Below are 25,989 nucleotides of genomic sequence, written 5' to 3' on the forward strand. Positions count from 1 at the left end.
AGTCATCAACAAACAATGCAGGCGCATTCGTCGCACATAAAGATCATTGATCCACAATTTTTGTGTACAGCATACTGCAACGGCTATTTTCCGATGGCAGATTCGAAGACAGGGGAAATAAATTGGTACTCACCAGATCCCCGTACGATTTTTGATTTGAATGAATTTCATGTTCCTCGCAGTCTCACACTAACGCTGAAGAAGAAAGATTTTGAAGTTTGTATTAATAAGCGTTTTGAAGAAGTAATGCGAGCGTGTGCGGAACGAGAGGAAACGTGGATTTCGGAAACAATTATTCAAAGCTATATTCAGCTTCATCAGCTCGGGCTTGCTCACAGTGTTGAAACATGGAAAAATGATAAACTCGTTGGCGGCCTGTATGGTGTTGCAATTCGCGGAGCATTTTTTGGCGAATCGATGTTCAGTCGACTGCGGGATGGTTCTAAGATTGCACTGGTGAATCTTGTAAAAAGAATGAAGGAACGCGGATTTACATTGCTCGATACTCAGTATCTCACACCGCATTTGGAAAAATTTGGAGCGCGCGAGATTCCGCGCAGCGAATATATGAAACGATTGGAAGAATCGCTCACCATCACTTGTTCATTCACAGACGAGGAATTATGATAAGCAATATTATGGAACCGGTTATCACGCAAACAAATTTCCCCGCATTGAAATTGAAAAATCGCGGCAAAGTACGCGATATCTATGATTTCGATGATGCATTACTTATTGTGGCAACTGACCGCCTCTCAGCGTTTGATGTTATAATGAACGAAGGCATTCCCTATAAAGGAAAAGTGCTCACGCAAATATCCGATTTCTGGTTTGACCAAACGAAGGACATCATCCAGAATCATCTCATTTCTTCGATTGTGTATGATTTCCCTTCTGCGTGCAAGCCGTATTGGGATTCTCTGAACGACCGTTCAATGTTTGTGAAGAAAACGAATCCATTGCCTGTTGAGTGCATCGTGCGCGGGTACCTCTCTGGGTCCGGCTGGATTGAATATCAGAAAAGTAAAAATGTATGCGGTATTCAATTGCCGGATGGACTCGTTGAATCGTCGAAGCTTCCAGAACCGATTTTCACACCGACGACGAAGGAAGAAGTCGGCAAACACGACGAGAATATTTCATTCGAAAAGATGACCAATATCATTGGAAAAGAACTTTCTGAGAACGTGAGAGACATCTCCTTGAAAATTTATCGTCATGGAGCAGAGATAGCGGAGAAGAAGGGCATTATTATTGCCGACACCAAGATGGAATTTGGATTAAATGAAAACGGTGAATTGATACTTATTGACGAATTGCTCACGCCGGATTCATCTCGCTTCTGGCCGCAGGATAAATATGAGGCTGGCCGTGCACAAGAAAGCTACGATAAGCAGTTCGTTCGTGATTATCTTCTTTCAATCGATTTCAACAAAAAACCGCCTGCACCCAAATTACCCATTGATGTGGTTTTAAAAACCTCGGCACTTTATTTGGAAGCACTGAAACGATTGAGCGGAAGAACATTGGTTTAAATTGAATTGAAACCGCCCTTTGAAATCCTTGAACACCCATCCGATCTTGGAATAGAAGCTCGCGGCGCAACAATGGCGGAAGCATTCCAAAATGCTGCGCGCGGATTAATGTCGATCATTGCCGGATCATCAAAAGTTAAAGCGGACGAAAAGCGATTGATTTCTATTATTGCACGTGATCGTGAAAATTTGTTAGTACGTTGGCTGACAGAAATTCTCTACCTGTATGATGGTGAAAAATTTTTAACAGCCGATGTAAAGTTTGATATGATGAATAATACTTCATTGCAAGCAACTGTTCTTGGTCAACAGTTTGATGCATCGAAACATGAACTCAACCTTGACGTCAAAGCAATTACCTATCATCAACTGATGGTTAAAAAGCTCGGTGATCTTTGGATAGCACGCGTGTTTGTGGACATCTAAAAAATGACGTTGCAGAAATTAGACGACTATCGGTATTTGATCCCAAAATCCTTCAAGGGTGGAATGAGGATTGAGGGATTAATTTACGCGAGTGACACGTTAATTAAAGCGATTGAACATGATGAGACACTCAATCAAGTTGCGAATGTAGCAACACTTCCTGGATTTGTTGGACGCTCGCTTGCTATGCCGGATGCGCATCAAGGGTATGGCTTTGCAATTGGCGGTGTGGCGGCAGCGGATATCGAAAAAGGTGTGGTCTCCGCAGGCGGTGTTGGTTTCGATATCAACTGTGGTGTGCGGTTGCTTGCTTCCGATTTTTCACGGGAAGATGTGAATGATAAACTTGATGAGTTGCTCAATCAGATGTTCCGGGATATCCCATGCGGTGCTGGAAAATCAGGAATTATTGATTTGTCGTATGAGCAGCTTGATGAAGTATTGAAGTATGGCGCTCGTTGGGCAGTGGAAAACGGCTATGGTTCCGAAGAAGATATTGACCATATTGAAGAGTGCGGGAGAATGATCAAGGCAGATTCAAATGCCGTGAGCAAGCGCGCGAAGCAACGCGGACGAGATCAACTTGGTACGCTTGGTTCTGGCAATCATTTTATCGAACTACAGTGCGTACAAGAAATATTTAATGAAGAAGCAGCAGAACTTTTTGGTTTGCGGCTTCATCAGATCGTCGTGATGATCCACAGCGGCTCTCGCGGACTTGGTCACCAAGTGTGCACAGATTATCTGGAGGTCATGCAAGAAGCGATGCCGCACTATGGCATCAAAGTTATCGATCGGCAGCTTGCATGTGTACCGATCGGGTCGAAAGAAGGGCAAAGTTATTTGAAGGCAATGGGCGCAGCAGCAAACTTTGCATTTGCTAATCGCCAGATGATGAGTCATTGGACCCGGCAGGTGTTTGGACGTGTGCTTGGCTCAAGTAATCTGCGACTGGTGTATGATGTAACCCATAACATTGCAAAAGAAGAAACACATAGCGTTGGAGGACGAGTGCTGGTGCATAGAAAAGGAGCCACGCGCGCCTTCCCAAAACACAATCCCGATATTCCAAAAGACTATTATACAATAGGACAACCAGTGCTGATTCCCGGCAGTATGGGAACTTGCTCGTATGTGTTAGTCGGAACAGAACGGGCAATGGCAGAGACATTCGGTTCTACGTGCCATGGAGCCGGACGTTCAATGAGTCGGCATGCAGCAAAAAAAGATATGAGCGCGGATCAATTGATTCATGATCTGAAACAAAAGGGAATTCATGTGCGTGGTGCGTCGAAGAGTGGTCTCACAGAAGAGAAGCCGGATGCGTATAAAGATGTCAGCGCGGTGGTAGATGTTGTTCACAATGCGGGTATTTCTTTGAAGGTAGCAAAGATGGTGCCAGTTGGAGTGATAAAAGGATAAGGAACCGAATCCGCGCTGCATTCGTTCTATCTGAACAATAAATTTAGTTACTCACAAAATTAAAGAGAAAAACCGATTCCTATGTTAAAATTAACTGAAGAAAATATTCTAGAATCACTGAAACAAGTTAAAGATCCTGATTTACACCGTACCATTGTAGAACTCGGATTTGTGAAGAACCTGGTTATTACAGGAAACAATATCAAGTTCGATTTACAGCTCACAACGCCTGCGTGTCCGGTGCGAGATCAATTTATTGCTGATTGCGAGAAGGCAATTCGCGGCGCCATTGATGAAGTCGGGAAGATCGATATCACTATGACTTCAAACGTCCAGCGAAACACTCATGCGCAAAAGGACAACATTTTATCCGGTGTGAAGAATACCATTGCTGTTGCAAGCGGTAAAGGCGGTGTCGGTAAATCGACTGTCGCAGTGAATCTTGCTGTTGCGTTGGCTCTGGATGGTGCGAAGGTTGGACTTGTTGATGCTGACGTTTACGGTCCAAGTATCCCGCTTATGTTTGGTATCAACGAGCGGCCAAAAGTATTGGATAATAAACTTCAACCATTGGAACGATACGGCGTTAAAGTGATGTCGATCGGTTTCCTTGTAGACCCCATGGAAGCGGTTATTTGGCGCGGACCGATGGCAAGCGGCGCAGTGAAGCAATTTATGTCTGATGTCAATTGGGGCGATTTGGATTATCTTATTTTCGATCTGCCCCCGGGCACAGGCGACATTCAGCTTACGCTCGTGCAAACAATTCCGTTGACAGGTGCAGTAATAGTTACAACACCGCAGGATGTGGCACTTGCCGATGCGAAGAAGGGACTGGTAATGTTCAATAAAGTGAATGTTCCGGTGCTGGGCATCGTTGAAAATATGAGTTACTTCATTTGCAGTCACTGCGGTCAGCGCGAAAATATATTTGACAGCGGCGGTGGCAAGCGAACGGCAGAAGAACTCAATGTTCCATTCCTTGGCGAAATTCCAATTGACACGAAGGTACGGATCGGCGGAGATAAGGGTAACCCCATTGTTCACGGAGAACCGAATTCCCAACAGGGGAAAATTATTCAAGGCATAGCGCGGCAGCTTGCGGCACAAATCAGTATTCAATATCTTGGAACGCCATCGATGCCAAAGATAGAGATATTGGTTCCTAATCAGAATTAATGAATGAAGAAGATGCTGAAGGAAGAACTTTCGATATCATCTTCGACAAAAAAAGAATAGATTTATTCTTATAAGGATAAAGACGTGGTAACAAAAGAAGCCATTGAAGCGAGTCTTGAGCGCCTGCGTATATTTCTTGCAATCGATGGGGGAAATGTTCAATTAGTACAGATTAAAGATAATGGCATTGTTGAAGTACGATTGCTTGGATCGTGCGCTGGCTGTCCGATGTCGATCATGACACTGCGGGCTGGTATCGAACGAGCATTAATGATCGAGCACCCGGAAGTAACACGCGTAGAGCAGGTAAAATAAGGAATGATCTTCGCACGGTATCCAAGGTTATGTTTTGTGCCCGTGCGATGGTTACAAAGTTACTTTCCTTTTTTCATTTCCACTTCTGAAAGTTTTCCTTCCTTCAATTGAACAACTCTGGCAGGATATTTCTTAACGAGATCGTAATTATGGGTTGCCATTAAGATGGCAGTCCCGCGCATATTAATTTTTGTGAGTAGTTCCATGATTTCTGCAGAAGATGTCGGATCAAGATTACCTGTGGGCTCATCTGCTAAGAGAACGACCGGCTCATTCACGAGAGCCCGCGCGATGACAACGCGCTGTTGTTCTCCGCCGGATAATTCGTGCGGCATCTGATAACGTTTATGACTCAAGCCGACATCTGCAAGGACGTGCAATACTTTCTTTTTGATTTCACTGCGCCGTGCATTCGTTACAAACAGCGCAAATGCGACATTGTCATACACCGTGCGGTCTTCCAGCAGTTTAAAGTCCTGGAAAACGATTCCAAGCCGCCGCCGTATACGCGGTATTTGGCGGCTTGTGATGGTTGCAGAATCATAACTGGCAATCCTTACTTTGCCGGAGGATGGCAGGAGATCAAAATACATCAAACGCATTAGTGTACTTTTTCCCATACCTGTCTGACCTACCAAATAGACAAACTCGCTTTGTTTCATTGAAAAATTTATACTGTTAAGCACATGCTGGTTGTCAAATGAAACACTAACGTTTTGTAGATCAATCATACTTCCGCCTATTCTTTGATATGGTGAGCGCTAGTTTGATTGCTTCGAGCATGCTCGAAAGAGTGGCTTTGTTCTTTCCGGCAATATCGTATGCAGTGCCGTGGTCTGGTGATGTGCGTATAATTTTGAGCCCGGCCGAGAAGTTCACGCCTTTTCCAAAAGAACTCATCTTTAATGGAATTAATCCTTGATCGTGGTACATCGCAACAAAAGCTTCGAAATTTTCATACGAGCGGTTGCCAAAAAATGCATCGGCGGGAAAAGGACCTTCGGCACAAATTCCCGCTGCTTGAGATTCAGCAATTGCAGGAATGATAATTTCATTCTCTTCTGTTCCTATAAGTCCATTCTCGCCGCAATGCGGATTGAGCGCGAGGATGGCGAGTTTTGGTTTTTTCAATCGAAAATCTTTCTTCAGCGAATCATCGATAATGGCAATCTTCTCAATGATTTTTTCCTTGGATATTTGTGCTGCAACGTTCTTCAACCCGGTATGGATTGTCACCAATCCGACACGCATCGTGTCTGAGATCAGCATCATGGCCACACTCTGGGAGCGGGTCAGCAGAGCAATCATTTCTGTCTGACCGGGAAAATTAAAGCCGGCAGAATTGAGTGCCTCTTTGGAAACTGGTGCAGTGACCATTGCAGCTACTTTATTTTGCAAACACAATTCAACAGCTCGTTCAAGGGCGATTCCGGCCGATCTTCCAGAAGCTTTGGTCGGAATGCCATATTGGATATCAGCGCCAATACCGTCGCCAACATCAACAATGGGAATTGTATGTGGTGGTAAATGCTGGAGCGTTGCAAGAGTCGCTCTTTCAAATTTCAATTTCATTTTAAATTGTCTTGCCGAGTGTTCAAATACTCTGAGAGGACCAACAAGCAGAGGAGTACAGCTTTTTAGTACTAAATGATTGAGTGCTGCTTTGAGTGCGAGTTCAGGGCCTACACCGTTAAAATCGCCTATGGTAAGTGCTATAACCGGTTTCAATAATTCTCCATTTTCATAAGAATATAATTGCCTGTTTTCCGCTGATCTGTAAAAGTAAATCTTCGTTTTAACTTTTCGTACGTCCAGATTTCTGTCGGTGCAGAATTGGGTTTCAGCAAGCGGTTTGTGATGGATGGCGAACCGAATAAAATATAAATTCGTCCACGATCTGTTTTATATCCATCCATTTCGTTTGTTGAAGAAAACCGCTTGATCGTTTCATCGACCCTGCGGTAATACTCTGCCATGGCTGGATTAAATGCGCGTGTCGTATCCGGATTGCGTTTGTGCCAGAATGCACGGAACGCTTTTACGGATTTGCTCGAACTGAAAGCTGTCATGCTATCAAGTTCTTCTTCTGTTGCTATATGGCGCACCGCATCGATAGCGAGTTTGAAGTCGGAGAGAGAATACGGTTTCAATGGCCAGATAATATTGAAAAAGAAATCTTTTGTAGCTTTCTGTGTTCCTTGTGTCACCGTGATACTCATCTGATATTTACCTGTCTCTAACCGTTCCGTCGGAATTGGAAAAAAGATTATTCGACTATACTTCGAATCTTTTTTTATTGAAATTGAAGTATGTTTTGAATTCTCAATAATGATAGGCGTGCCGTTTTGCTGAACGAAATATTCGCCGAGCAATTTTTGTGGAGAGTCTTCATCAGCTTCGTTTTTGCTGTTCACTTTCCATGCGAGATGGATATCTGTGTTTGTATCCGGTGAAATTACTTGAAGCAAACATCTCCCAACTTGACCGAGCACAACGCTACCGCCGCGGTTCATCGGAAAGAATTCATTTTGCTTGTTTAAAAGTGTATCGGATGATAGTGGCTCAACAAAAATCGCAGGGGAGACGTTTAGACCGGCAGAAAAAGTTCGTGCATCAATTTTCGCATCACGATTAATGAATGATTTACCAGACTCGCTGTCTTTTGTCTCCACAACAATTTTGTATAATCCTTTTTTTAATTTGAAAGTAAGTGCTCCCTGTATTTCCTCGGAAAACGGAACACCTTCTGCAGGAAGCGAATTTCGTTCGATCCTCAACGGTCTGAAATCGCGTGCAATGGCGACGTCTTTTTCATCAAATATTTCAAATACAAGTTCGCCTTTTGCTTCGTAGATCTCTTGTTGAGCCATGCTTGTTTTGGCAAAGAAAAAAAGCTCGGGATTGATTCTGTAAAATACTATGAGGTCGATGGATGTTGTGTCGTTCGTCCAATATGGAATAACTTCAAATGTGATCGGATTAAAAGACCGTGGTGCCGACCGAGGTATTTCATCTGAGAACTGAGAAAATGATATGGAAGTGCAAAGAAAAAAAAGAAAAACGATGATTTTCATGGAACGGGCACCTATTCGTCGTATAATAAAAATGTGATAAAATACTTCCTAATGATAAAACATACGGAGAAAGGAAAGGAAAGGCAAAAAAACAATACGTAAAAAAAGACAGTAAAGAAATATTCAAAATAAAAAAGTTCTATTTCATCTTCATATACCGGAAGAATTTTCGGAAAGTTAAATTGTTGAAGTGATACCTTATAAACGTCATACTGAAAATACATCCAGAAGAAGTATATCTTTGTAAAAATTGGCCCTTTTGAAAATATCCTTGATAAAAATCATTATGCTATATGACCTTCTTACTACTGAACTGCTGAACGAATTATGAATGGAGAGTAGTGCCTGTTGAGCAAATGCTGCAAACAGCAAGAGGATGATAAAATTGGCTTATGTATACGCAATTTGTATATTTATTTGGTATAAGCCCTAATTAATATACACTTATTACTAAAATCTACGGTAAGTACAAAAATTGAGCTAAATAAAATCTTTTTAAGAGAAATGCTTAAAATGTGGTGAAATTGTTAAATCTATCTTATATTATCAAATAATTACCATAGATAAAAACCAGTGTTCTGAACTTGTATGATGTCTGATGTGAGCTTGAAAGCAGCAATTTTTCATCAAAGTCGTTCATTTCCATTTTAACAAAACAATGAGCCACAAAATTAAAGGAGCGAATAATATCGGATATTAATGAGGTGAAATGGAAGATTGGTAGTCACCGTTGGACTGTTTGTCTGATACTTTTTTTGTAATATCAATCAATAATAAATTAAAGGAAGTATGAAATGTCAGGTGTGATAGAACCAAAAAATAAAATAACCAACTATCGATGGATTATCTGTGCAATGTTATTTTTCGGCGTCACCATCAACTACATGGACCGTCAGGTCCTTTCTTTGACATGGAAAGACTTTATTGCTCCTGAGTTTCATTGGACAAATAATGACTATGGGAACATTACATCCCTTTTCTCTATTTTTTATGCTTTTAGTATGTTGTTCGCCGGTCGTTTTGTCGACTGGATGGATACTAAAAAAGGCTTTCTTTGGGCCATAGGTGTTTGGTCGGCGGGTGCTTGCCTTCACGCTTTCTGCGGAATAGCAACTTCTGGTGTCATTACAGGCCAATGGCTCGTAGGTTTTAAAGGGGCAAGAGAAGCCATAAGTACTGTCTCAAATGTTGGCCTGGTAATAAACGTGACCGTTACTCTGTTCGTATTCGCACGCTTTGTTCTAGCACTTGGTGAGGCAGGAAACTTCCCAGCTTCTATTAAAGCTACGGCCGAGTACTTTCCAAAAAAGGACCGTGCCTATGCTACAAGTATCTTTAACTCCGGTGCTACTGTAGGCGCGCTTGTTGCTCCTTTCTCTATTCCGATAATCGCTGCGAACTTTGGATGGGAAATGGCATTTATCGTTATTGGAGCACTCGGTTTTCTGTGGATGGGATTTTGGGTCTTCTTGTACAAGAAGCCGCAGGCAAATCCACATGTGAATAAAGATGAATTAGTTTACATCCAACAAGACAATGATCAAAATCCCTTAGATGCTCAGGGAGTGGCTATGCGGAAACTTACGTTTAAAGAATGTTTCAAGTACAAACAAACCTGGGCTTTTGCTTTTGGTAAGTTTATGACCGACGGAGTATGGTGGTTTTACCTGTTCTGGACACCGGCATACCTTAGCTCTGTTTATGGCCTTCCTTCAGACAACTCAACCGCTCAATTGTTGGTATTTGTCCTTTACGCAATCACTTTGTTGTCGATTATTGGTGGTTGGTTACCTTCTTATTTTGTCACCAAGAAAGGTATGAACCCATATGCAGGACGTATGCGTTCGATGTTGATTTTTGCATTCTTCCCGCTTTTAGCGCTTTTAGCCCAACCACTGGGGAATTACTCCTATTGGTTCCCAATTATCATTATCGGTATTGCAGGTGCAGCCCATCAGGCTTGGTCTGCCAATATCTTTTCAACCGTTGGTGACATGTTTCCAAGATCAGCTATCGCCACAGTGACAGGCATCGGTGGAATGGCTGGAGGGATTGGTTCTTACATGATCAACAAAGGTTCTGGTGTGTTGTTCGATTATAGCGATATGACACAAATGAAATTCATGGGTTTTGAAGGAATCAAATCGGGTTACTTCATCATCTTCTCAATTTGTGCCGTAGCATACCTTATCGGTTGGTGTGTAATGAAGTTCTTGGTTCCCAAATATAAACCAATCACTGATTATTAATAAATAAGAAGGAAGCACATCTCCTTCTATAAACTTTTTATATAGGATAATGAAATGAACTTACAAGAAGTAACAAAAGCGTATGATTTTACCGGAAAGACGATTGCAATTACCGGCGGCGGAGGAGTGCTCTGCAGCGAGATGGCACGTTGTCTTGCTGGATGTAATGCGAATATTGTTATACTCGATCGCGATATGTCGCTTGGCGAAAAAGTTCTTGCTACGTTAGCAGGCACTCAAGGAAAGCACAAAGCGATTTTTATTGATGTGCTTGATAAAGCGAAAGTGCAGGAAGCTGCTGATAAGACTCTTGCCGAATATGGTAAGGTTGATATTCTTATCAACGGTGCAGGAGGAAATAATCCAAAGGCAACGACCAGTGCAGAGATGTCGTTCTTTGATATTCCATCCGAAGCAATTCAATTTGTGGCAAATCTTAATTTACTTGGAGCCATTATCCCAAGTCAAATCTTCGGCAAGCAGATGGTTGCTCAGAAGGAAGGAATTATTTTAAACGTTTCTTCGATGAACGCTTTCCGTCCGCTGACACGTATTCCAGCTTACTCAGCAGCAAAAGCGGCCATCAGCAATTTTACGCAATGGCTTGCTGTTCATATGGCGCAGGAGTATACGCCGAACATTCGTGTGAACGCGATTGCACCCGGATTTTTCTTAACAGATCAAAATCGATTCCTTCTCACGGATAAAGCGACCGGTGAATTAACTGCACGCGGCAAGAAGATTCTCGACCATACGCCAAGCGGACGTTTTGGCACGCCTGATGATTTATTAGGCGGAATGTTATGGCTGTTATCGCCTGCATCGAAATTCGTTACAGGTATTGTTTTGCCGATCGATGGTGGATTCTCGGCATATTCAGGTGTGTAATAAAGATAAAAGTAAGAAGTAAGAAATAATAAGTATAACGACTAAACTGATGGCTGATAGCTGAAAACTGACGGTTTAAATAAAAGGAGCAAACAATGAGTGGTTTGAATATAAAAAAAGAGGGTGCATTGGATCTTGTTTCATTGGGTGCATTGGTACATCGTTTGGATCCTGGCATCATTCCATTTAGAAAAGCGACCGAGTGCAAAATTCATGTCAGCGGCGGCGAATTCAATGTAGCAGCAAATTTAGCAGACTGTTTCGGGATGAAAACTGGTATTGCCTCTGCAATGGTAGATTATCCAATCGGCGATCTTATTGTTGAGCGTGTGAGAGCGATGGGCGTGAAACCGTTTTACAAGCACTTCAAACACAATGGAGTAAACGGTCCAAATATGGCGACTGTCTATAGTGATCAAGGCCATGGTGTTCGCCCGCCAGTCGTATTCTACAATCGTTCAAATGAAGGCGGCGCCTTATTAAAACCGGGTGATTTTAATTGGGACGAAATTTTCGCAGGCGGAGTTCGTTGGTTCCACAGCGGTGGAATTTTTGCGGCTTTGTCTGAAACAACGGGTGAAGTAATTATTGAAGGAATGAAGGCGGCGAAAAAAGCCGGGGCCATCACGAGTTTTGATCTTAATTTCCGTGCAAAGTTATGGAATATCTGGGGTGGCGAGAAAAAAGCTGCCGAAGTGATTGCCCGCATCGTAGAAAACGTTGATGTGCTCGTTGGTAACGAAGAAGATCTGCAAAAGGGTCTTGGTATCCCCGGTCAGGACGTTGAATCAAAATCAAAGCTTGACCCTTCTGCCTTTTTGGGAATGATTGACAAAGTTGTTAAGAAACATCCCAATGTTAAAGCTGTAGCGACAACATTGCGCGAAGTGCATTCGACGAATCATCATAGCTGGGCTGCCGTTGCATGGATCGATGGAAAAACTTATGTTTCTCCGACCGCTGAATTGGACGTTATCGACCGCGTTGGCGGCGGTGATGGATATGCGGCAGGATTTTTCTATGGTCTCTTATCTGGCGAACAACCGCAAGAAGCAGTCAATCTTGGATGGGCGCATGGAGCAATGCTCACAACAACACCAGGTGATACAACGATGGTCTCGGTTGATCAAGTCAAAGCATTCGCGAAAGGTGGATCGGCCCGTATTCAACGCTAACTTTTCGTTGAAGAATTTGGCAGGAACGTCATCGGAGAACGATCGGTGACGTTCTCGTGTTTTGTACGTGGAGAGAAAAAGGACAATATATTATGCTGCTCTATAGCCGTGGTTCGGAACGTGACGTTCTCTACGAAGAAGATCTGAAAAAAGGACTTACTCAAGCGTTTTTAAAATTAGGTGTGAAGAAAAAAGTATTAGCCATTCCACCTGATTTTACTCGCTTCCATTCACATGCAGGAATTCTCACAAGGCTTGCTTGGGAATATTACAAAGAGAACTTGACTGACATTCTTCCTGCACTTGGCACACATACTGCTATGACCGAGGAAGAAATCAAGACGATGTTTGGCAGCACTCCGCTGAGTCTTTTTCGAGTACACGATTGGCGAAAAGATGTTGTAACGCTTGGCGAAGTTCCGTCCGAGTTTATTTATCAGCAGTCGGAAGGGAGATTGGATTATGCGTGGAAGGCACAAGTTAACAAATTGCTGATTGAAGGAAATTATGATTTGATATTGTCATTGGGTCAGGTTGTACCGCATGAAGTTATTGGGATGGCGAATTACAATAAAAATATTCTTGTCGGGTGCGGCGGGCCGGAGGGAATCAATAAAAGCCATTTCCTTGGAGCTGTGTATGGAATGGAACGCATTATGGGCCGCGCAGATAATCCTGTGCGCCGAGTCTATAATTATGCATCTGATCGTTTTGCTAAACACCTGCCGATCATATATGTGCAAACAGTAGTATCACGAGGTGCAGACGGTCAATTGAAGGTGCGCGGTTTGTTTATTGGCGATGATATGGAATGCTTCAATTGTGCCGCAGCATTGTCGGTCAAAGTGAACTTCCAGATGGTCGATGAACCGTTGAAAAAAGTTGTTGTCTATCTTGATCCTTCAGAATTTAAGAGCACTTGGCTTGGAAACAAGAGTATCTATCGTACTCGTATGGCCATTGCCGATGGGGGAGAGTTGATAGTACTCGCTCCCGCCTTAAAAGAATTCGGGGAAGATAAACAGATCGATATGCTTATACGTAAGTACGGATATGTTGGAACTCCAAAAGTCCTGCAATTAGTAAAAGAGAATGATGATTTAAAGAATAATCTCGGTGCAGCGGCACATTTGATTCACGGTTCATCAGAAAGGCGCTTCTCGATTACTTATTGCCCCGGATATCTTACGAAACAGGAAATCGAAAGTGTCAACTTTCAATATGCAGAGTTGAATGAGATGACGAGGAAGTACGACCCTGAAAAACTCAAAGATGGCTTTAACAACATGCCTGATGGAGAGAAAATATTCTACATTTCAAATCCAGCATTGGGATTATGGGCGCACGAGGGACGATTCAAATAATCATTTATATGATTCAAATAGAAACATTCACAACTTACTGATGGGGACAAAGAAAATGGAACAAAAAGCTGATTTTGGATTAGTTGGATTAGCAGTGATGGGCGAGAATCTCGTACTCAACGTTGAAAGCCGAGGTTTTACTGTTGCAGTGTTTAATCGAACAGTAGAGAAAGTGGATAAATTTATCCAGGGACGCGGTGCTGGAAAGAAATTCATTGGAACGCATTCGATGAAGGATCTTGTTGATGCATTGAAACGCCCGCGTAAAGTGATGCTCATGGTGAAAGCAGGCAAAGCAGTGGATGACTTTATTGAGCAATTGATTCCATTCCTCGAATCGGGCGATATTATTATCGACGGTGGTAATTCACATTTCCCGGATACAATCAGAAGAACAAAATATCTGGAAAGCAAAAATTTGTTGTTTATCGGCACAGGCGTTTCCGGGGGCGAAGAAGGTGCATTGAAAGGTCCTTCCATTATGCCCGGCGGCTCAGCAGCAGCTTGGCCGGTTGTGAAGCCAATCTTCCAAGCGATTGCGGCGAAAGTGGAAGATGGTACTCCATGCTGCGATTGGGTAGGAAGCGATGGCGCCGGTCACTTTGTGAAAATGGTGCACAATGGCATTGAGTATGGTGATATGCAGCTTATTTGCGAATGCTATCAGATGATGAAAGAAGGCCTGGGCATGAGCAATAAAGAAATGTTTGATGTTTTTAAAGAATGGAATGAAGGCGAACTCAAGTCCTATCTTATCGAAATTACACGCGACATCCTCAACTATAAAGATGAAAATAAAAAGTATGTTGTCGATTCTATTCTTGATACAGCCGGTCAGAAAGGAACAGGCAAGTGGACGAGTGTCTCTGCACTCGATCTTGGAATCCCTATGACAATGGTTTCGGAAGCTGTGTTCGCACGTTGCCTCTCTGCGATCAAGGATGAACGTGTGAGAGCTTCAAAAATCCTCAAAGGGCCGGCGAAGCAAAAAATCAGCGGTACGAAGAAAAAGTTCGTCGAAGATATCCGTAAAGCAATGTATGCCTCTAAATTGACATCGTATGCTCAGGGATATATGTTGATGAAGGAAGCAGCAAAAGAGTACAAATGGGACCTCAATTATGGCGGAATCGCACTACTATGGCGGGGCGGATGTATTATTCGCAGTACCTTCCTTGGAAAAATCAAGGATGCATATGATAAGAATCCGGAACTTACCAATTTGCTTCTCGATCCGTACTTCAAAAAGATCATGTCGAACTGTCAGGAATCATGGCGGAAGGTTGTCGCGACAGCAGCACAGGTGGGAATTCCAATGCCGTCAATGAGTTCTTCGTTAGCATTCTATGACGGTTTTCGGCAGAAGCGTCTGCCAGCAAATCTTCTCCAGGCACAGCGAGATTACTTTGGCGCACATACGTATGAACGAATTGACAAGCCGCGCGGCGAATTCTTCCATACGAACTGGACAGGACGAGGTGGTGATACGTCCTCATCAACATACATTGCGTAATATCTCTTTTGTTCCTGTATGAAGAGAGAATGATCTAGAGTATACAACTTCCTTTATTGACCTCGACTGTTGAACAATGGTCGGGGTTTTTATTTGTACGCACAAATGAAATCTATATTTCATTCGAAGCTGTCAGAAATAATGGAATGGATCTATTCCTTTTTTGATCTTATGGATCACAGCTTGCGGGGCATCAAAAAATAAACTCATTCCTAAATGTTGCAGACAGGAATTCATACTAAGGAGATTAAATGCTGTGGAATTTGTTGAGAGGCAGTTTTTTAAACTTTAATTTTGTACTTTTCTACAAGCCGATACAAAGTAGCACGGCCGATTTTTAACTTTTGTGCAGCTTCTGCGATATTCCCGTTTGTAATCTTCAAAGCTTGTTGAACAGCATTTTCTTTGATTTTTTCAAATGGGATGATCGTACCTTGATTTTCTTGGAAGATGGAACTTTGTTTGATGTCTGTTTCAGCAGAACCGTAGGACTGAATAAAGATCGGCAATTCCCGCTCCGTAAGTGTCTGTCCTTCTGTCAAAACCAGACCGCGCTGAATGACATTTTCTAATTCACGTACATTACCCGGCCACGGGTAATTGTAAAGAAGGTCGAGAGCCTTACGTGAGAATTGAATGTTTGGTTTCCCAAGTTCTTTTCCAAGCGTTTTTAAGAAATGATCTGCGAGTATAAGAATATCCGATTTCCGCTGCCGGAGTGGGGGAAGCATAATCGGAAATGTCGAAATGCGGTAATATAAATCCTCGCGGAAAACTTTCTGTTTCACTTCTTCCCAAAGATTGCGATGTGTAGCGAAAATAAGCCGTGCATCAGTTGTGAGTGTTTCACTTCCACCGACTCGATCAAATTGTCTTTCCTGAATAACGCGCAGTATTTTTGATTGCAGTGTGAGATCGAGTTCGCCGATCTCATCTAAAAAAATTGTCCCGCCATTTGCCTGTTCAAATTTTCCAATTCGTCGTTGAATGGCACCGGTGAATGCACCCTTCTCATGGCCAAAGAGCTCACTCTCCAATAAATCATGAGGAATGGAAGCGCAGTTCACGACGACAAATGGACCGCTTCGGCGTTCGCCGTTATAATGAATTGCGCGGGCGATGAGCTCCTTGCCAGTACCGCTTTCGCCTAATATGAGAACACAAATATCGACATGAATGACCTTGTTTACGAGTTTGAACACATCTTGCATCTCACCGCTCTGTGAAACTATGTTGTCGAAGTGCAGGCGTACTCCGACACTTTCTTGCAAATTCTCTACTTCACGTGATAATTCAGCAAGTTTGAGAGCATTTTTTATTGCGAATTCAAGCTTTGGTAAGTCGATGGGTTTACTAAAATAATCAGCGGCACCTAATTTGAGAGTATTAAGAGCTACTTCAATACTTTCCTGAGCAGAAAGCATAATAACCGGAATCTCAGGATTTCGCCGCTTGATCTCCTTCAATAAATCAATACCATTTATGTCTGGAAGCATAATGTCCAACAGGACAAGGTCGGGAGGTTCTATAAACCGATCCTGAAAAGTCTTTCCATTAGCAAAAACTTCGACAGAGTACCCCCATCGTTTCCCGACCCACAATTCAAGAAGTTTTGCAATTGAGGGTTCGTCATCAACAATATATATTCGTTGTGCACTCACTATCGGATTAATTTCTATGTACGAAGAAAAAAATCGGATGAATCAACATGAAAGAATAGGAATTCGGATTGTGAAGGTTGAACCTTCTCCGACTTGGCTTTGTACGGAGATATCACCATTGTGTCCATTAACAATATATTTCACGATTGCAAGTCCAATTCCACTGCCACACGTTTCTTTGCCTGGACGGTAGAGCTTCCCAAATCTTCTAAAGAGAAATGGTATATCTCTTGTTAAAATTCCCGGACCACTGTCACGGATAGAGATTTCTACATGTCTATCTGTCGCCTCTATTTTTAAATTTATAAGACCATCATGTTTTGTGAATCGGACGGCATTATGGAGCAACTGATAGAGAGCATGGACAATTTTTTCATGGTCAATCTTTAAGAGGATAGGCTCATTTGGCATCTCTACGGAAATGCTTACGAAATTAGTGAGTGCTGTTTCTGCAATAAGTTTTATAGCATCTCTTACTGTTTCCTGAATTTCAGATTCCTTGAACTGAAGATCAACTTGTCCTTGTTCAAGAGAATCAAGTCTAATAAGATCGTCGACAAGTTTCGTAAGTCGTAATCCCTCGTTTCGAATATAACTGGCATATTCCACACGTTGATGTTCATCGATCGGAATATCTTCGCTGAGCATCTCTGCGAAACCAATGATTGAAGTGAGGGGCGTGCGAAATTCATGTGTAATCTGGTTTACAATTCGGCTCTTCAACCTCTGAATTCCGAAATGAGCAGACTCATCTAACGTACTCTCGACGCTATTTGCCATTGATTCCATTTTGAAGGGCATTTTTTGACGATTGATTAATAATGAACATCGTACATCTATCAATCTATATGCCAGCATAAATTCTTTGTAGAAATCCTATAAATATTGTAAAAAACGCTTAAATAGAAATGTTATATTTATTATAATTGTATCATTATGATACGCGATTGTATCATAAAAGTCAAATAATAATTAATAACGTTTCTAATAGCGACAAATTGACATTTCTCATTTTGAGTCACAATTCTCAATATTGCACATAGAAATGCTTCTGATGCCTAAAAAATACTAAAAAACTGGAATTTTGATGGCACGTAGATTGACATAAATTATATGAATAAATAGGTTAAACAAATGATGATTTCAAGAAAATGATACTAATTCTTTCTTGGTCATCAAAGGAGCAGATGTGTATAGCAAAAACTCGATGAAGCAGTTTATCATCTGAGTTCATTGAAATTCGGAAAGTTTATAGGGGAACAAGAACTTATTAAAATGTATTTTTAACCTATGCCGAAAATATAAAAGATGGACACAACACTTCTGGAAAAAGTATTGTGTGTAAACTTCTGGAGGTATGTACACGAAACATTTCAAGTAGACAGCTATTGCATGTGCAAATGGTGGTCACGAATGCTTTTATGACATACATTAAGATGACACGAAAATTTTTAAAATTTAAATATTGAGAAAGAGAACTTACATATTGCGTCTCATCCTGATCGCCGGGTTGCTGCTTACAGCAGCTCACCTCCGAGCTGCAACCATTACAACTGGAGGCAGTGGCAATTGGAGTTCTACGGTTGCGAATGCTCCATGGCCGGGGGGAACAATTCCAGCTGCCACAGATGACATTGTGATCGGTAAAGGGTTCACATTGACGGTAGATGGCAACAGGACCTGCAATTCTATATCAATCCCCACTGGAAGTCAAGCAGTGGTATGCACTCTTGCTGTCAATTCGGGAGTTACTCTTACAGTGACAACTGCCGTGAGTCTGCCTGACGGCGCCAAAAATGGTACCTTTATAATTCAGGATGGAACTGGACCAGGGACATTAATCTGCGCATCTCTTAATATATGTTCTACTGGTACTTCAGCTGCTGGTAATGCTGTCAATGCATATATTCTAACCTCGACAATATCCAATCTGACAATAAATGGAAACCTGATTCTTAACGGCAACGCCAATGGCACTGGAAACAAAGTAAATAATCCGACTTTTGATTTGCAGAGTGGAACTGTAACTGTTGGCGGGTCAGTGACAACCGTCAATGCAGTTACTTCGGGAGCTACCAAGCCGACTTCCACTTTCACTACAGCAAATGGCGCGGCTACCGGAATACTTGTGTTGAGTGGAGCTACACCATTCAATCTTTCAGCAAATCCAACTAATACCATGACGTTTAACGGAACAGGTGCAACTGTAAAATATATATATGCGGGCCCTGTAACTGTTTATCCAACCACGTACACAAATCTAACGCTCGATGGAAGCGGTGCGAAGACGACAACGGGCGTTACGGTTAACGGCATACTTTCGATGGAGGGTACTGCTACTGCCTCTGCCGTCCCGACATACGGCACAGCAGCAACATTGCAATACAAGGGATCAGCTACTCAAACGACAGGACCCGAGTTTCCGGCAACGTTTAGCGGCACCGGTGGTGTCATCATCAACAATTCCAACGGTGTCAACCTGAACAGCTCGGTGACTATTACTAACAGCTTGACGTTTTCCTCCGGCAAGATTACGACAGGGGCAAATAACGTTGTCATAGGATCTTCTGGTTCAGTCATCGGTGCGGGTTCAGGGATGTACGTTTACGGCAATTTGCAACTTCCGATTGCGACTGGTACGAATGTCTCGAAAACGTTTGACATCGGCGATGCAACTAACTACACGCCCGTAACGACCCTTTTTGCCAGTGTTTCTGTAGCCGGAAACTTGAAAATCAATACGACAACAGGTCAGCATCCAAACATTTCGACATCCGGAATTAATTCATCAAAGGATGTCAATCGCTATTGGACCCTGACCAATTCCGGCATTACGTTCACCAACTACTCGGCGACTTTGAATTTCGCTGCGGGCGATGTCATTGGCGGTGCGAATACATCTAATTTTGTTATCCGGAATTACAGTTCTTCAACCTGGACCACAACAACGATCGGAACGAAGAATGCGACAAATACTCAGGCAACAGGTCTGACCATGTTCGGTGATTTTGCAATCGGTGAACAGCAACTTGATCACTTCGTGTTTTCTTTGAGTAGTCCACAGATAAACGGTACGGCCTTTACGAGTACAAACACATTGACGGCTCAGGATATCCTGAATGCCACCTTCACTGCGTTCGATCTCTCAGCGAACAATGTGACGATCGCTGCAGTATCGCCGCTGACAGGTACGGTCTCGGGTCTTTCGGGTGGAAACAAGTTAACAAGTGCTGGGGATTTCAGTTCGGGTGTGGCCAACCTTACGACGTTGGGCATGAAGTACATCGGCAACACAGGCGCAGGCACCTTCACCGCGACTTCAGCAGACAGCAAGACTGGAACATCGGGAAGCGTGACGATCAACATCGGCACGATATCGAAGCTGGTGGTTACGCTGCCGGGTGAGACGTTTACTTCGGGAACGGGCAACTCAGGGACGGTGACAGCGCAGACGGCCGGCACATCATTCAATATTGTACGGATCACGGCGACTGACGCAGGCTTCAACACGTTGTCCTCGTATAGCGGTGCAAAGACGATCAGCTACACAGGCCCGGGCGGCTCGCCGACATACACGACGGCTGTGAGTTTCAGCAACGGCCAATCGACGACGACACTGGCCACTACGCTGACGAAGGCAGAGACAACAACAATTACAGCGAGCGATGGGACAACGACAGGTCCGGCCAGTTCGAGTTTGACGGTCAATCCAGGGGCGTTGGATCATTTTACGCTCTCGGCGATCGGCTCACCACAGACGGCAGGGACCGCGATCACTGGTGTTACGCTGACAGCACAGGATGTGAACAACAACACGGTGACGAGCTTCACGAGCACGGTGAGTTACAGCGGCACGGCGGGGATTACGGGCACCTCCACAGCATTTACTTCAGGAGTACTCTCAGGCGTGAGTGTGACGCCGACGGTTGCAGGGACTGGTATGACATTCATCGTTACCGGATCAGGCAAAACCGGTACTGCGACCTTCAATGTCAATCCAGGAGCGTTGGATCATTTTGCGCTCTCGGCGATCGGCTCACCACAGACGGCGGGGACTGCGATCACGGGTGTTACAGTGACAGCACAGGATGTGAACAACAACACGGTGACGAGCTTCACGAGCACGGTGAGTTACAGTGGCACGGCGGGGATTACGGGCACCTCCGCAGCATTTACTTCAGGAGTGCTCTCAGGCGTGAGTGTGACGCCGACAGTTGCAGGGACGGGCATGACATTCATCGTCACCGGATCAGGCAAGACCGGTACGGCGACCTTCAATGTCAATCCCGGGGCTGCTGATGCAACGCAATCGACGTTGACGCCCACGAGTGCAAACATCGCAGCTGATGGAGTGAGCACACAGGTGCTGACTGTGACGGCGAAGGACGCTAATGGAAATTTTCTGACCAGTGGTGGATTGACCGTAACGATTACGTTGTCATCCGGCACGGGGTTGATCGGATCGGTGACGGACAATAGTAATGGTACGTATACCGCGACGGTGACCGCGCCGAGCTCCGCAGGGAGTGGCGTATTCGTGGCGACGTTGGGTGGCAACCCGGTGAAAAGTGGAACAGGAACTCAGTCAGTATCAACGATTACCTATGTCATCTACGTATGGAATCAAACCGGTACTGCTTCGTGGACTACTGCGGCCAATTGGACACCCTCCAGAACAACTCCTGCAGCCAATGATGTCATTCAGTTTAGTGGCGGTGGAACTGTGACAATCACCGATTTGCCTAACGAATCTATAGGGCGATTGCTCCTCTCAGGCAATTCCTCTGTAAACCTACAGCCAACTTCAGGTTCGGTAACGTTGACGGTGAGCAATGCCCTCATCGTCACTTCTGGCGATGTTCTTAATTTCGGATCCGGAGTTGTCTTGGCTTTGACGTCTGCAACGCTTACGAACAGCGGGACAATTAGAACCGCCGTTCTCACTTCGACCAGCGCTGCCCCGATCCCGACAGGCAAGACGTGGGGTGGCAACGTGCAATACGATGGATCAGGTGCGCAAACAGTGATTAGTGGAACCTACAACAAGTTGACTTTGGCGGGAAGTGGAATAAAGACACTTAGCGGTAACACAACCATTAGTTCGACGCTCTCGATGCAAGGAACAGCCACGTTCGGTCCGCTGGGAAGCAACAGCCTGACCTATGGTGCGGGCGCCGGGCTCGAATACGCAGGAAGCGGCAATCAAACGACAGGTCCGGAACTCCCGACCTCGATGAGTGCAAACATTACCATCAACAACACCAACGGCGTTGTCACACTGGGAAGCTCGACCACATTCACAACCGCTACGTGGTCTGTCGCCACAGGAGCATCTCTTGAGGTTGGCTTAACCATAGGGTTCACTGTCAACTCCGGCACAGTTAGCACGCAAGGATCCGGAAAAATTATACTCGATGAAGGATCGAATTATGTCAACCTCACGAGCAGCGCACCGATGCTTCAGGTACGAACCAAGATCACCGGCAGCGAGGGGTGGCGCATGCTCGCCGCTCCTAACAACGTGAATGTCGGCTCGATGTTCGCAAATCCCTTTGTGACGCAGGGCTTTACGGGATCGAGTTATCCATCATTGCAGCCCAATCTCATGTCGTGGGATGAGACAAGCCAAGGAACTTCATTGCAGGCGTGGAGACAACCCTCAGGCAATTCCGATGCTGTCACACTGGGAAAGGGTTACATGTACTTTGTATTTAATGGTGCACTCAGACCCGATATAGCCAGCAACTACAGCGATGTCCTTCCGTTGACGATGACAACCACAGGGACGGAAAACCCGCTTGATCCTACAGCATTTGACTACAGCGTGACAGCAACTGCACGATTTGCAACCTCACATGATACAACATTCGTCGATACGAACGCAGTCGATTATGGCTGGAACCTGGTTGGCAATCCGACTCCATCCACGATCAATTGGGATGCATCTTCAGGGTGGACAAAGACGAATATGGATGGAACAATTTATATTTGGGATCCAGCCACCAGTGGCTACAAGTCGTGGAATGGCACCACGGGAAATCTTGGAAGCGGAAAGATCGCACCGTTTCAGGCGTTTTGGGTGAAAGCAAATGCTGCCAGTCCTTCATTGAAATGCGACAACGATGTAAAAACATCCGGAGGTGCGTTCCTAGGAAAAATAGCATCAAGTAATAGCAAGTTGGCATCCGTCTCCACTGGACAGAAAAACACGAACATCGCTAAATTGGCCTCTCTTCAAAAAAACACATCTGGCAAAGCAGATACAAGTGTCGCAGGAACAACGCCCATTCTCGGATTAGAGCTCTCTGCCAATGGATTTCAAACGCAGGCATATTTGATGTTCAGCCAAAGTGGAAAGTTGACGTACGATCCATACGATGCATTCAGTCTGGTCCCGCTCTCAAATAATTATTTAATACTATACTCTGTCGCCGGAACGAACCAGCCTGCCATGCAGATCCAGAATTTACCAGATACGGGTTATACCCGACCGTTTGCACTTCCATTGTACGTTGGTGGAACAGTTGGCGGTCAACCGCTGAGCGGCTCATTTACACTCCGTTGGAATTGGGACGGACAGCTTCCGGCTGGCTGGAACATCTTACTCATGGACGACGCAACCGGAACGGCAACCTCTATCACAGAAGCGGGCGAGTTGACGTTCCAATACACAACACCATCCGACTTGATATCATCGGGCAGCAGTCTTTTACAAAAGAAATTCAGTGTTGCATCAAATCAACAATCAATGTTTGCATTGCCCCAGCCGGTTGTCCAGAAAGTTCCCAACGCCAAATTATCGAAGAGCAGCACATCTGCATCCCGTTTCCGCTTAGTAATCTCGGCGAACGGCGATTTGACAGGCTATTTGCCGACTTCTCCTCAATTGGCACAGAACTATCCGAATCCATTTAATCCCACTACGAACATTTCGTTTTCAATTCCGACAAAGTCTCGCGTAGCGATCTTGGTATTCAATATACTGGGCCAAAGAGTCGCCACGGTGACCGACCAGGAATATCCTGCCGGGAATCATGTCGTATTGTGGAATGCAACAAACGTTGCCAGCGGCGTCTATTTCTGCAGAATGACCGCAGCAGAAAAAACACAAACTAAAAAAATGGTCGTGCTGAGATGATAAAATACTTGATATATGTACTTGCGATCAGCTTGCTTATCGGTTACATTGCAGATGCACAAACGACAACTCAGGTTGTAACGAAGATCACTGCCTCCGCAAATGTTGTGGGCAATGTAGATCTGATTGTGATGAAGGACTTGGAATTCGAGGTTGGCAATCTCTCGCCGACAGATCTCATCGTGGATCCACAAAGAGATTCGCATTCCGGACAGATAAAAATCGTTGGTTCTCCGAATAGTCTCGTGCGGATTACGAATGAAAAGCAATCGATTCTACAGCACGAAAACGGCAAATCACAACTTTATTTCACCTACAATGTTAGCGGAAGTACGGATAATGTCCAGCAGAAATCGGTTATTCTCACGCAGAAAAATGAGGTCAAGCTGAGTGATGGTGGACTGTATTATCTGTGGGTGGGAGGACAGCTTTCCGGTCTGGAAAACATTATACCCGGTAATTATACTATGGAACTGAAAATCGACGTAGAATACATTTTATGATCTCGCTTACACACATACTGAAACGATGGGAAATGCTGATCCTGTTGATTGTATTTGGAGTCCATTTTGGAGCAGCGCAAAAAATTAATTTTGGTGCCTATACAACTTCTCAGGGAATTTCTCTGGTCGCAAGTGCTACTACTTTGAACTTTAATGAAAAGCAACCGGTAATTGTTAGCAATAGCAATACTATAGTCACTATCGCATTGACCGACAACGAAACTCAGTATATTAAAATTGACGCAGATGCGACAAGGGATATTACGGTAACAATATTCGCTTCTACGTACTTAACAACAGGAGCAAGCAGCCAGATACCATTCATCTGTAATTTTGCATATTCAAATCTCGGAAGTGCCGATGCGGCCACGGCAAAGGGGCATGCTGTTGAAGTTCCTGCAGGATTTACTGCAATTACGCTTCCGATGATTCGCAGGACAGCGGGTATACCTGCCCCCCCTCCTACTCCTGCACACGGTGGATATACAGCTCCACCTGCAACGGCATATCTATTTCTGTACGGAAAACTCGGACCTGTGGGTAATGTGAATGCTGGATCATATACTGGAACAATCAATGTATCCGTTAATTACACAACATATTGATAGTATGGCTTTGACAAATCAACAATTGCATTGCTTTGCTGCTCGCTTATTTAAAGCTATGATAGTCATGTTGATATTGTTCGCGGGATGGTCGGGTGAGAGTCAGGCACAAATAAAATCTTCGATGAAAATCAAGCTGAATGTCTTGCCATCTATAAATATTACGAGGATGGATGGCGACTTGCAAATTCTGTTTGCAGAAGATATAACACACATGAATGAATTGGTCTCAGTAAAAAACGGAGGTGAAGATATCGTGAGCCTCGATTTTGGATTCTCTATCTCAGCATACGAAAATATAACTGTACTTCTGAGCTTTACAAATCCAGAGCTGTTTGAAAAGAATAAACAGAGTGTATATCCGATGCGAATTGACTGTGGTTATTTAAATGATGGAACGACTTATTTCACACGGGCGACAATCACAAACAGGAATTCTATGCAATTCAGATTAAGAAATAATAATCTTTTAAAGCGTTCGATGAAACTCAGTGATCCACTTTTTGTCGCATATACATTTTTCTTAGTCCATCATCAGAAAGCCACAATAAAAAATAAAGGCCCATTGCCGGTCTCGACTATAACCCTTGAGTATATGTAAGAATGCCCATCCTCTTAATAGATTCATACTGCAACAAATAGCGATAAAACCCACTCAACATTTCAACTTTTTAACCTCTGGACTTCGAAAAAACTGTCTCATTGTATGTTTTCCTGACACAATATTTGTCAATGGTTTCTTTGTTTAATGTCCTATTATAATATTCATGTAAATAGATGCGCACTTTAAAAGTCTTTGTACCAGCAAGATTTAATTATAATGATCCTAAAAATATCATAAAATACCATCGTAAGAACAATTATGTAATTTTGTATCATTATGATACCAAACCGTATCAAAATGTCGATTCTTTTTATAATATCGTGTATTTAAACAAAATA

General features: G+C 43.7%; 20 protein-coding genes. 15 read left to right on the top strand and 5 right to left on the bottom strand.

From position 1 onward, the window contains the following. Positions 1 to 15: 15 nt before the first annotated feature. From aat to NTX44_01975, 6 genes are all read left to right on the top strand, one after another. Entirely contained in the window at positions 16 to 627 is a 612-nt protein-coding gene (gene aat / locus NTX44_01950; GenBank protein ID MCX6120366.1) for a leucyl/phenylalanyl-tRNA--protein transferase, read from the top strand. Then, a complete protein-coding gene (locus NTX44_01955; protein ID MCX6120367.1) occupies positions 624 to 1,535 on the top strand; it encodes a phosphoribosylaminoimidazolesuccinocarboxamide synthase in 912 nt (303 codons plus the stop codon). The genes aat and NTX44_01955 overlap by 4 nt, the downstream gene beginning before the upstream one ends. Positions 1,536 to 1,541: 6 nt before the next feature. Then, positions 1,542 to 1,961: an archease gene (locus NTX44_01960; GenBank protein ID MCX6120368.1), complete on the top strand. Its 420-nt coding sequence runs from the start codon at positions 1,542 to 1,544 to the stop codon at positions 1,959 to 1,961. A gap of 3 nt (positions 1,962 to 1,964) precedes the next feature. Further along, on the top strand, positions 1,965 to 3,383 hold the full coding sequence (locus NTX44_01965) for an RtcB family protein (protein MCX6120369.1): 1,419 nt from the start codon (positions 1,965 to 1,967) through the stop codon (positions 3,381 to 3,383). Between the two features lie 81 nt (positions 3,384 to 3,464). Next, positions 3,465 to 4,562: an iron-sulfur cluster carrier protein ApbC gene (gene apbC, locus NTX44_01970; GenBank protein MCX6120370.1), complete on the top strand. Its 1,098-nt coding sequence runs from the start codon at positions 3,465 to 3,467 to the stop codon at positions 4,560 to 4,562. A gap of 84 nt (positions 4,563 to 4,646) precedes the next feature. Continuing rightward, complete coding sequence (locus NTX44_01975) at positions 4,647 to 4,877, top strand: NifU family protein (protein MCX6120371.1); 231 nt, start codon at positions 4,647 to 4,649, stop codon at positions 4,875 to 4,877. Positions 4,878 to 4,936: 59 nt separating this feature from the next. Here NTX44_01975 and ftsE read toward each other — a convergent pair whose 3' ends face one another. The 3 genes from ftsE to NTX44_01990 are packed head-to-tail and all read right to left on the bottom strand — an operon-like array spanning position 4,937 to position 7,951. Beyond that, positions 4,937 to 5,608, bottom strand: a complete 672-nt coding sequence (ftsE, locus tag NTX44_01980; GenBank protein MCX6120372.1) for a cell division ATP-binding protein FtsE — start codon at positions 5,606 to 5,608, stop codon at positions 4,937 to 4,939. Next, on the bottom strand, positions 5,601 to 6,605 hold the full coding sequence (gene pdxA / locus NTX44_01985) for a 4-hydroxythreonine-4-phosphate dehydrogenase PdxA (protein MCX6120373.1): 1,005 nt from the start codon (positions 6,603 to 6,605) through the stop codon (positions 5,601 to 5,603). Before pdxA ends, ftsE begins: the two co-directional genes overlap by 8 nt. Continuing rightward, positions 6,602 to 7,951 (bottom strand): GWxTD domain-containing protein, encoded by a 1,350-nt coding sequence (locus NTX44_01990; GenBank protein ID MCX6120374.1) that lies wholly within the window; start codon positions 7,949 to 7,951, stop codon positions 6,602 to 6,604. Before NTX44_01990 ends, pdxA begins: the two co-directional genes overlap by 4 nt. A gap of 794 nt (positions 7,952 to 8,745) precedes the next feature. On the opposite strand from NTX44_01990, the gene NTX44_01995 reads away from it, so the two are divergent. From NTX44_01995 to gnd, 5 genes are all read left to right on the top strand, one after another. Then, positions 8,746 to 10,200, top strand: coding sequence for an MFS transporter (locus NTX44_01995; GenBank protein MCX6120375.1), 1,455 nt, complete (start codon positions 8,746 to 8,748; stop codon positions 10,198 to 10,200). Between the two features lie 54 nt (positions 10,201 to 10,254). Beyond that, complete coding sequence (locus tag NTX44_02000) at positions 10,255 to 11,088, top strand: SDR family oxidoreductase (protein ID MCX6120376.1); 834 nt, start codon at positions 10,255 to 10,257, stop codon at positions 11,086 to 11,088. A 95-nt stretch (positions 11,089 to 11,183) separates the two neighbouring features. After that, positions 11,184 to 12,263, top strand: coding sequence for a sugar kinase (locus NTX44_02005; protein MCX6120377.1), 1,080 nt, complete (start codon positions 11,184 to 11,186; stop codon positions 12,261 to 12,263). Positions 12,264 to 12,355: 92 nt separating this feature from the next. After that, positions 12,356 to 13,627, top strand: coding sequence for a lactate racemase domain-containing protein (locus NTX44_02010; protein ID MCX6120378.1), 1,272 nt, complete (start codon positions 12,356 to 12,358; stop codon positions 13,625 to 13,627). Positions 13,628 to 13,682: 55 nt separating this feature from the next. Continuing rightward, the gene (gnd, locus tag NTX44_02015; protein MCX6120379.1) at positions 13,683 to 15,140 is read left to right on the top strand and encodes a decarboxylating NADP(+)-dependent phosphogluconate dehydrogenase; all 1,458 of its coding nucleotides are present in this window, start codon (positions 13,683 to 13,685) and stop codon (positions 15,138 to 15,140) included. 281 nt (positions 15,141 to 15,421) lie between these two features. On the opposite strand, the gene NTX44_02020 is transcribed toward gnd, so the two are convergent. Next, the gene (locus NTX44_02020; protein MCX6120380.1) at positions 15,422 to 16,801 is read right to left on the bottom strand and encodes a sigma-54 dependent transcriptional regulator; all 1,380 of its coding nucleotides are present in this window, start codon (positions 16,799 to 16,801) and stop codon (positions 15,422 to 15,424) included. 42 nt (positions 16,802 to 16,843) lie between these two features. Beyond that, positions 16,844 to 17,659, bottom strand: coding sequence for a HAMP domain-containing sensor histidine kinase (locus tag NTX44_02025; protein ID MCX6120381.1), 816 nt, complete (start codon positions 17,657 to 17,659; stop codon positions 16,844 to 16,846). A 628-nt stretch (positions 17,660 to 18,287) separates the two neighbouring features. Here NTX44_02025 and NTX44_02030 point away from each other — a divergent pair. Genes NTX44_02030 through NTX44_02045 form a run of 4 tightly spaced genes read left to right on the top strand, consistent with a single transcriptional unit; the run spans position 18,288 to position 25,648 of the window. Further along, a complete protein-coding gene (locus NTX44_02030) occupies positions 18,288 to 23,939 on the top strand; it encodes a T9SS type A sorting domain-containing protein (GenBank protein MCX6120382.1) in 5,652 nt (1,883 codons plus the stop codon). An 8-nt stretch (positions 23,940 to 23,947) separates the two neighbouring features. After that, a complete protein-coding gene (locus tag NTX44_02035; GenBank protein ID MCX6120383.1) occupies positions 23,948 to 24,442 on the top strand; it encodes a hypothetical protein in 495 nt (164 codons plus the stop codon). After that, entirely contained in the window at positions 24,439 to 25,047 is a 609-nt protein-coding gene (locus NTX44_02040) for a hypothetical protein (protein MCX6120384.1), read from the top strand. Before NTX44_02035 ends, NTX44_02040 begins: the two co-directional genes overlap by 4 nt. Further along, positions 25,019 to 25,648, top strand: coding sequence for a hypothetical protein (locus NTX44_02045; GenBank protein MCX6120385.1), 630 nt, complete (start codon positions 25,019 to 25,021; stop codon positions 25,646 to 25,648). Before NTX44_02040 ends, NTX44_02045 begins: the two co-directional genes overlap by 29 nt. The last annotated feature ends 341 nt before the right edge of the window (positions 25,649 to 25,989 follow it).

The organism is Ignavibacteriales bacterium (assembly GCA_026390575.1).
GTDB lineage: Bacteria > Bacteroidota > Ignavibacteria > UBA10030 > UBA10030 > Fen-1298.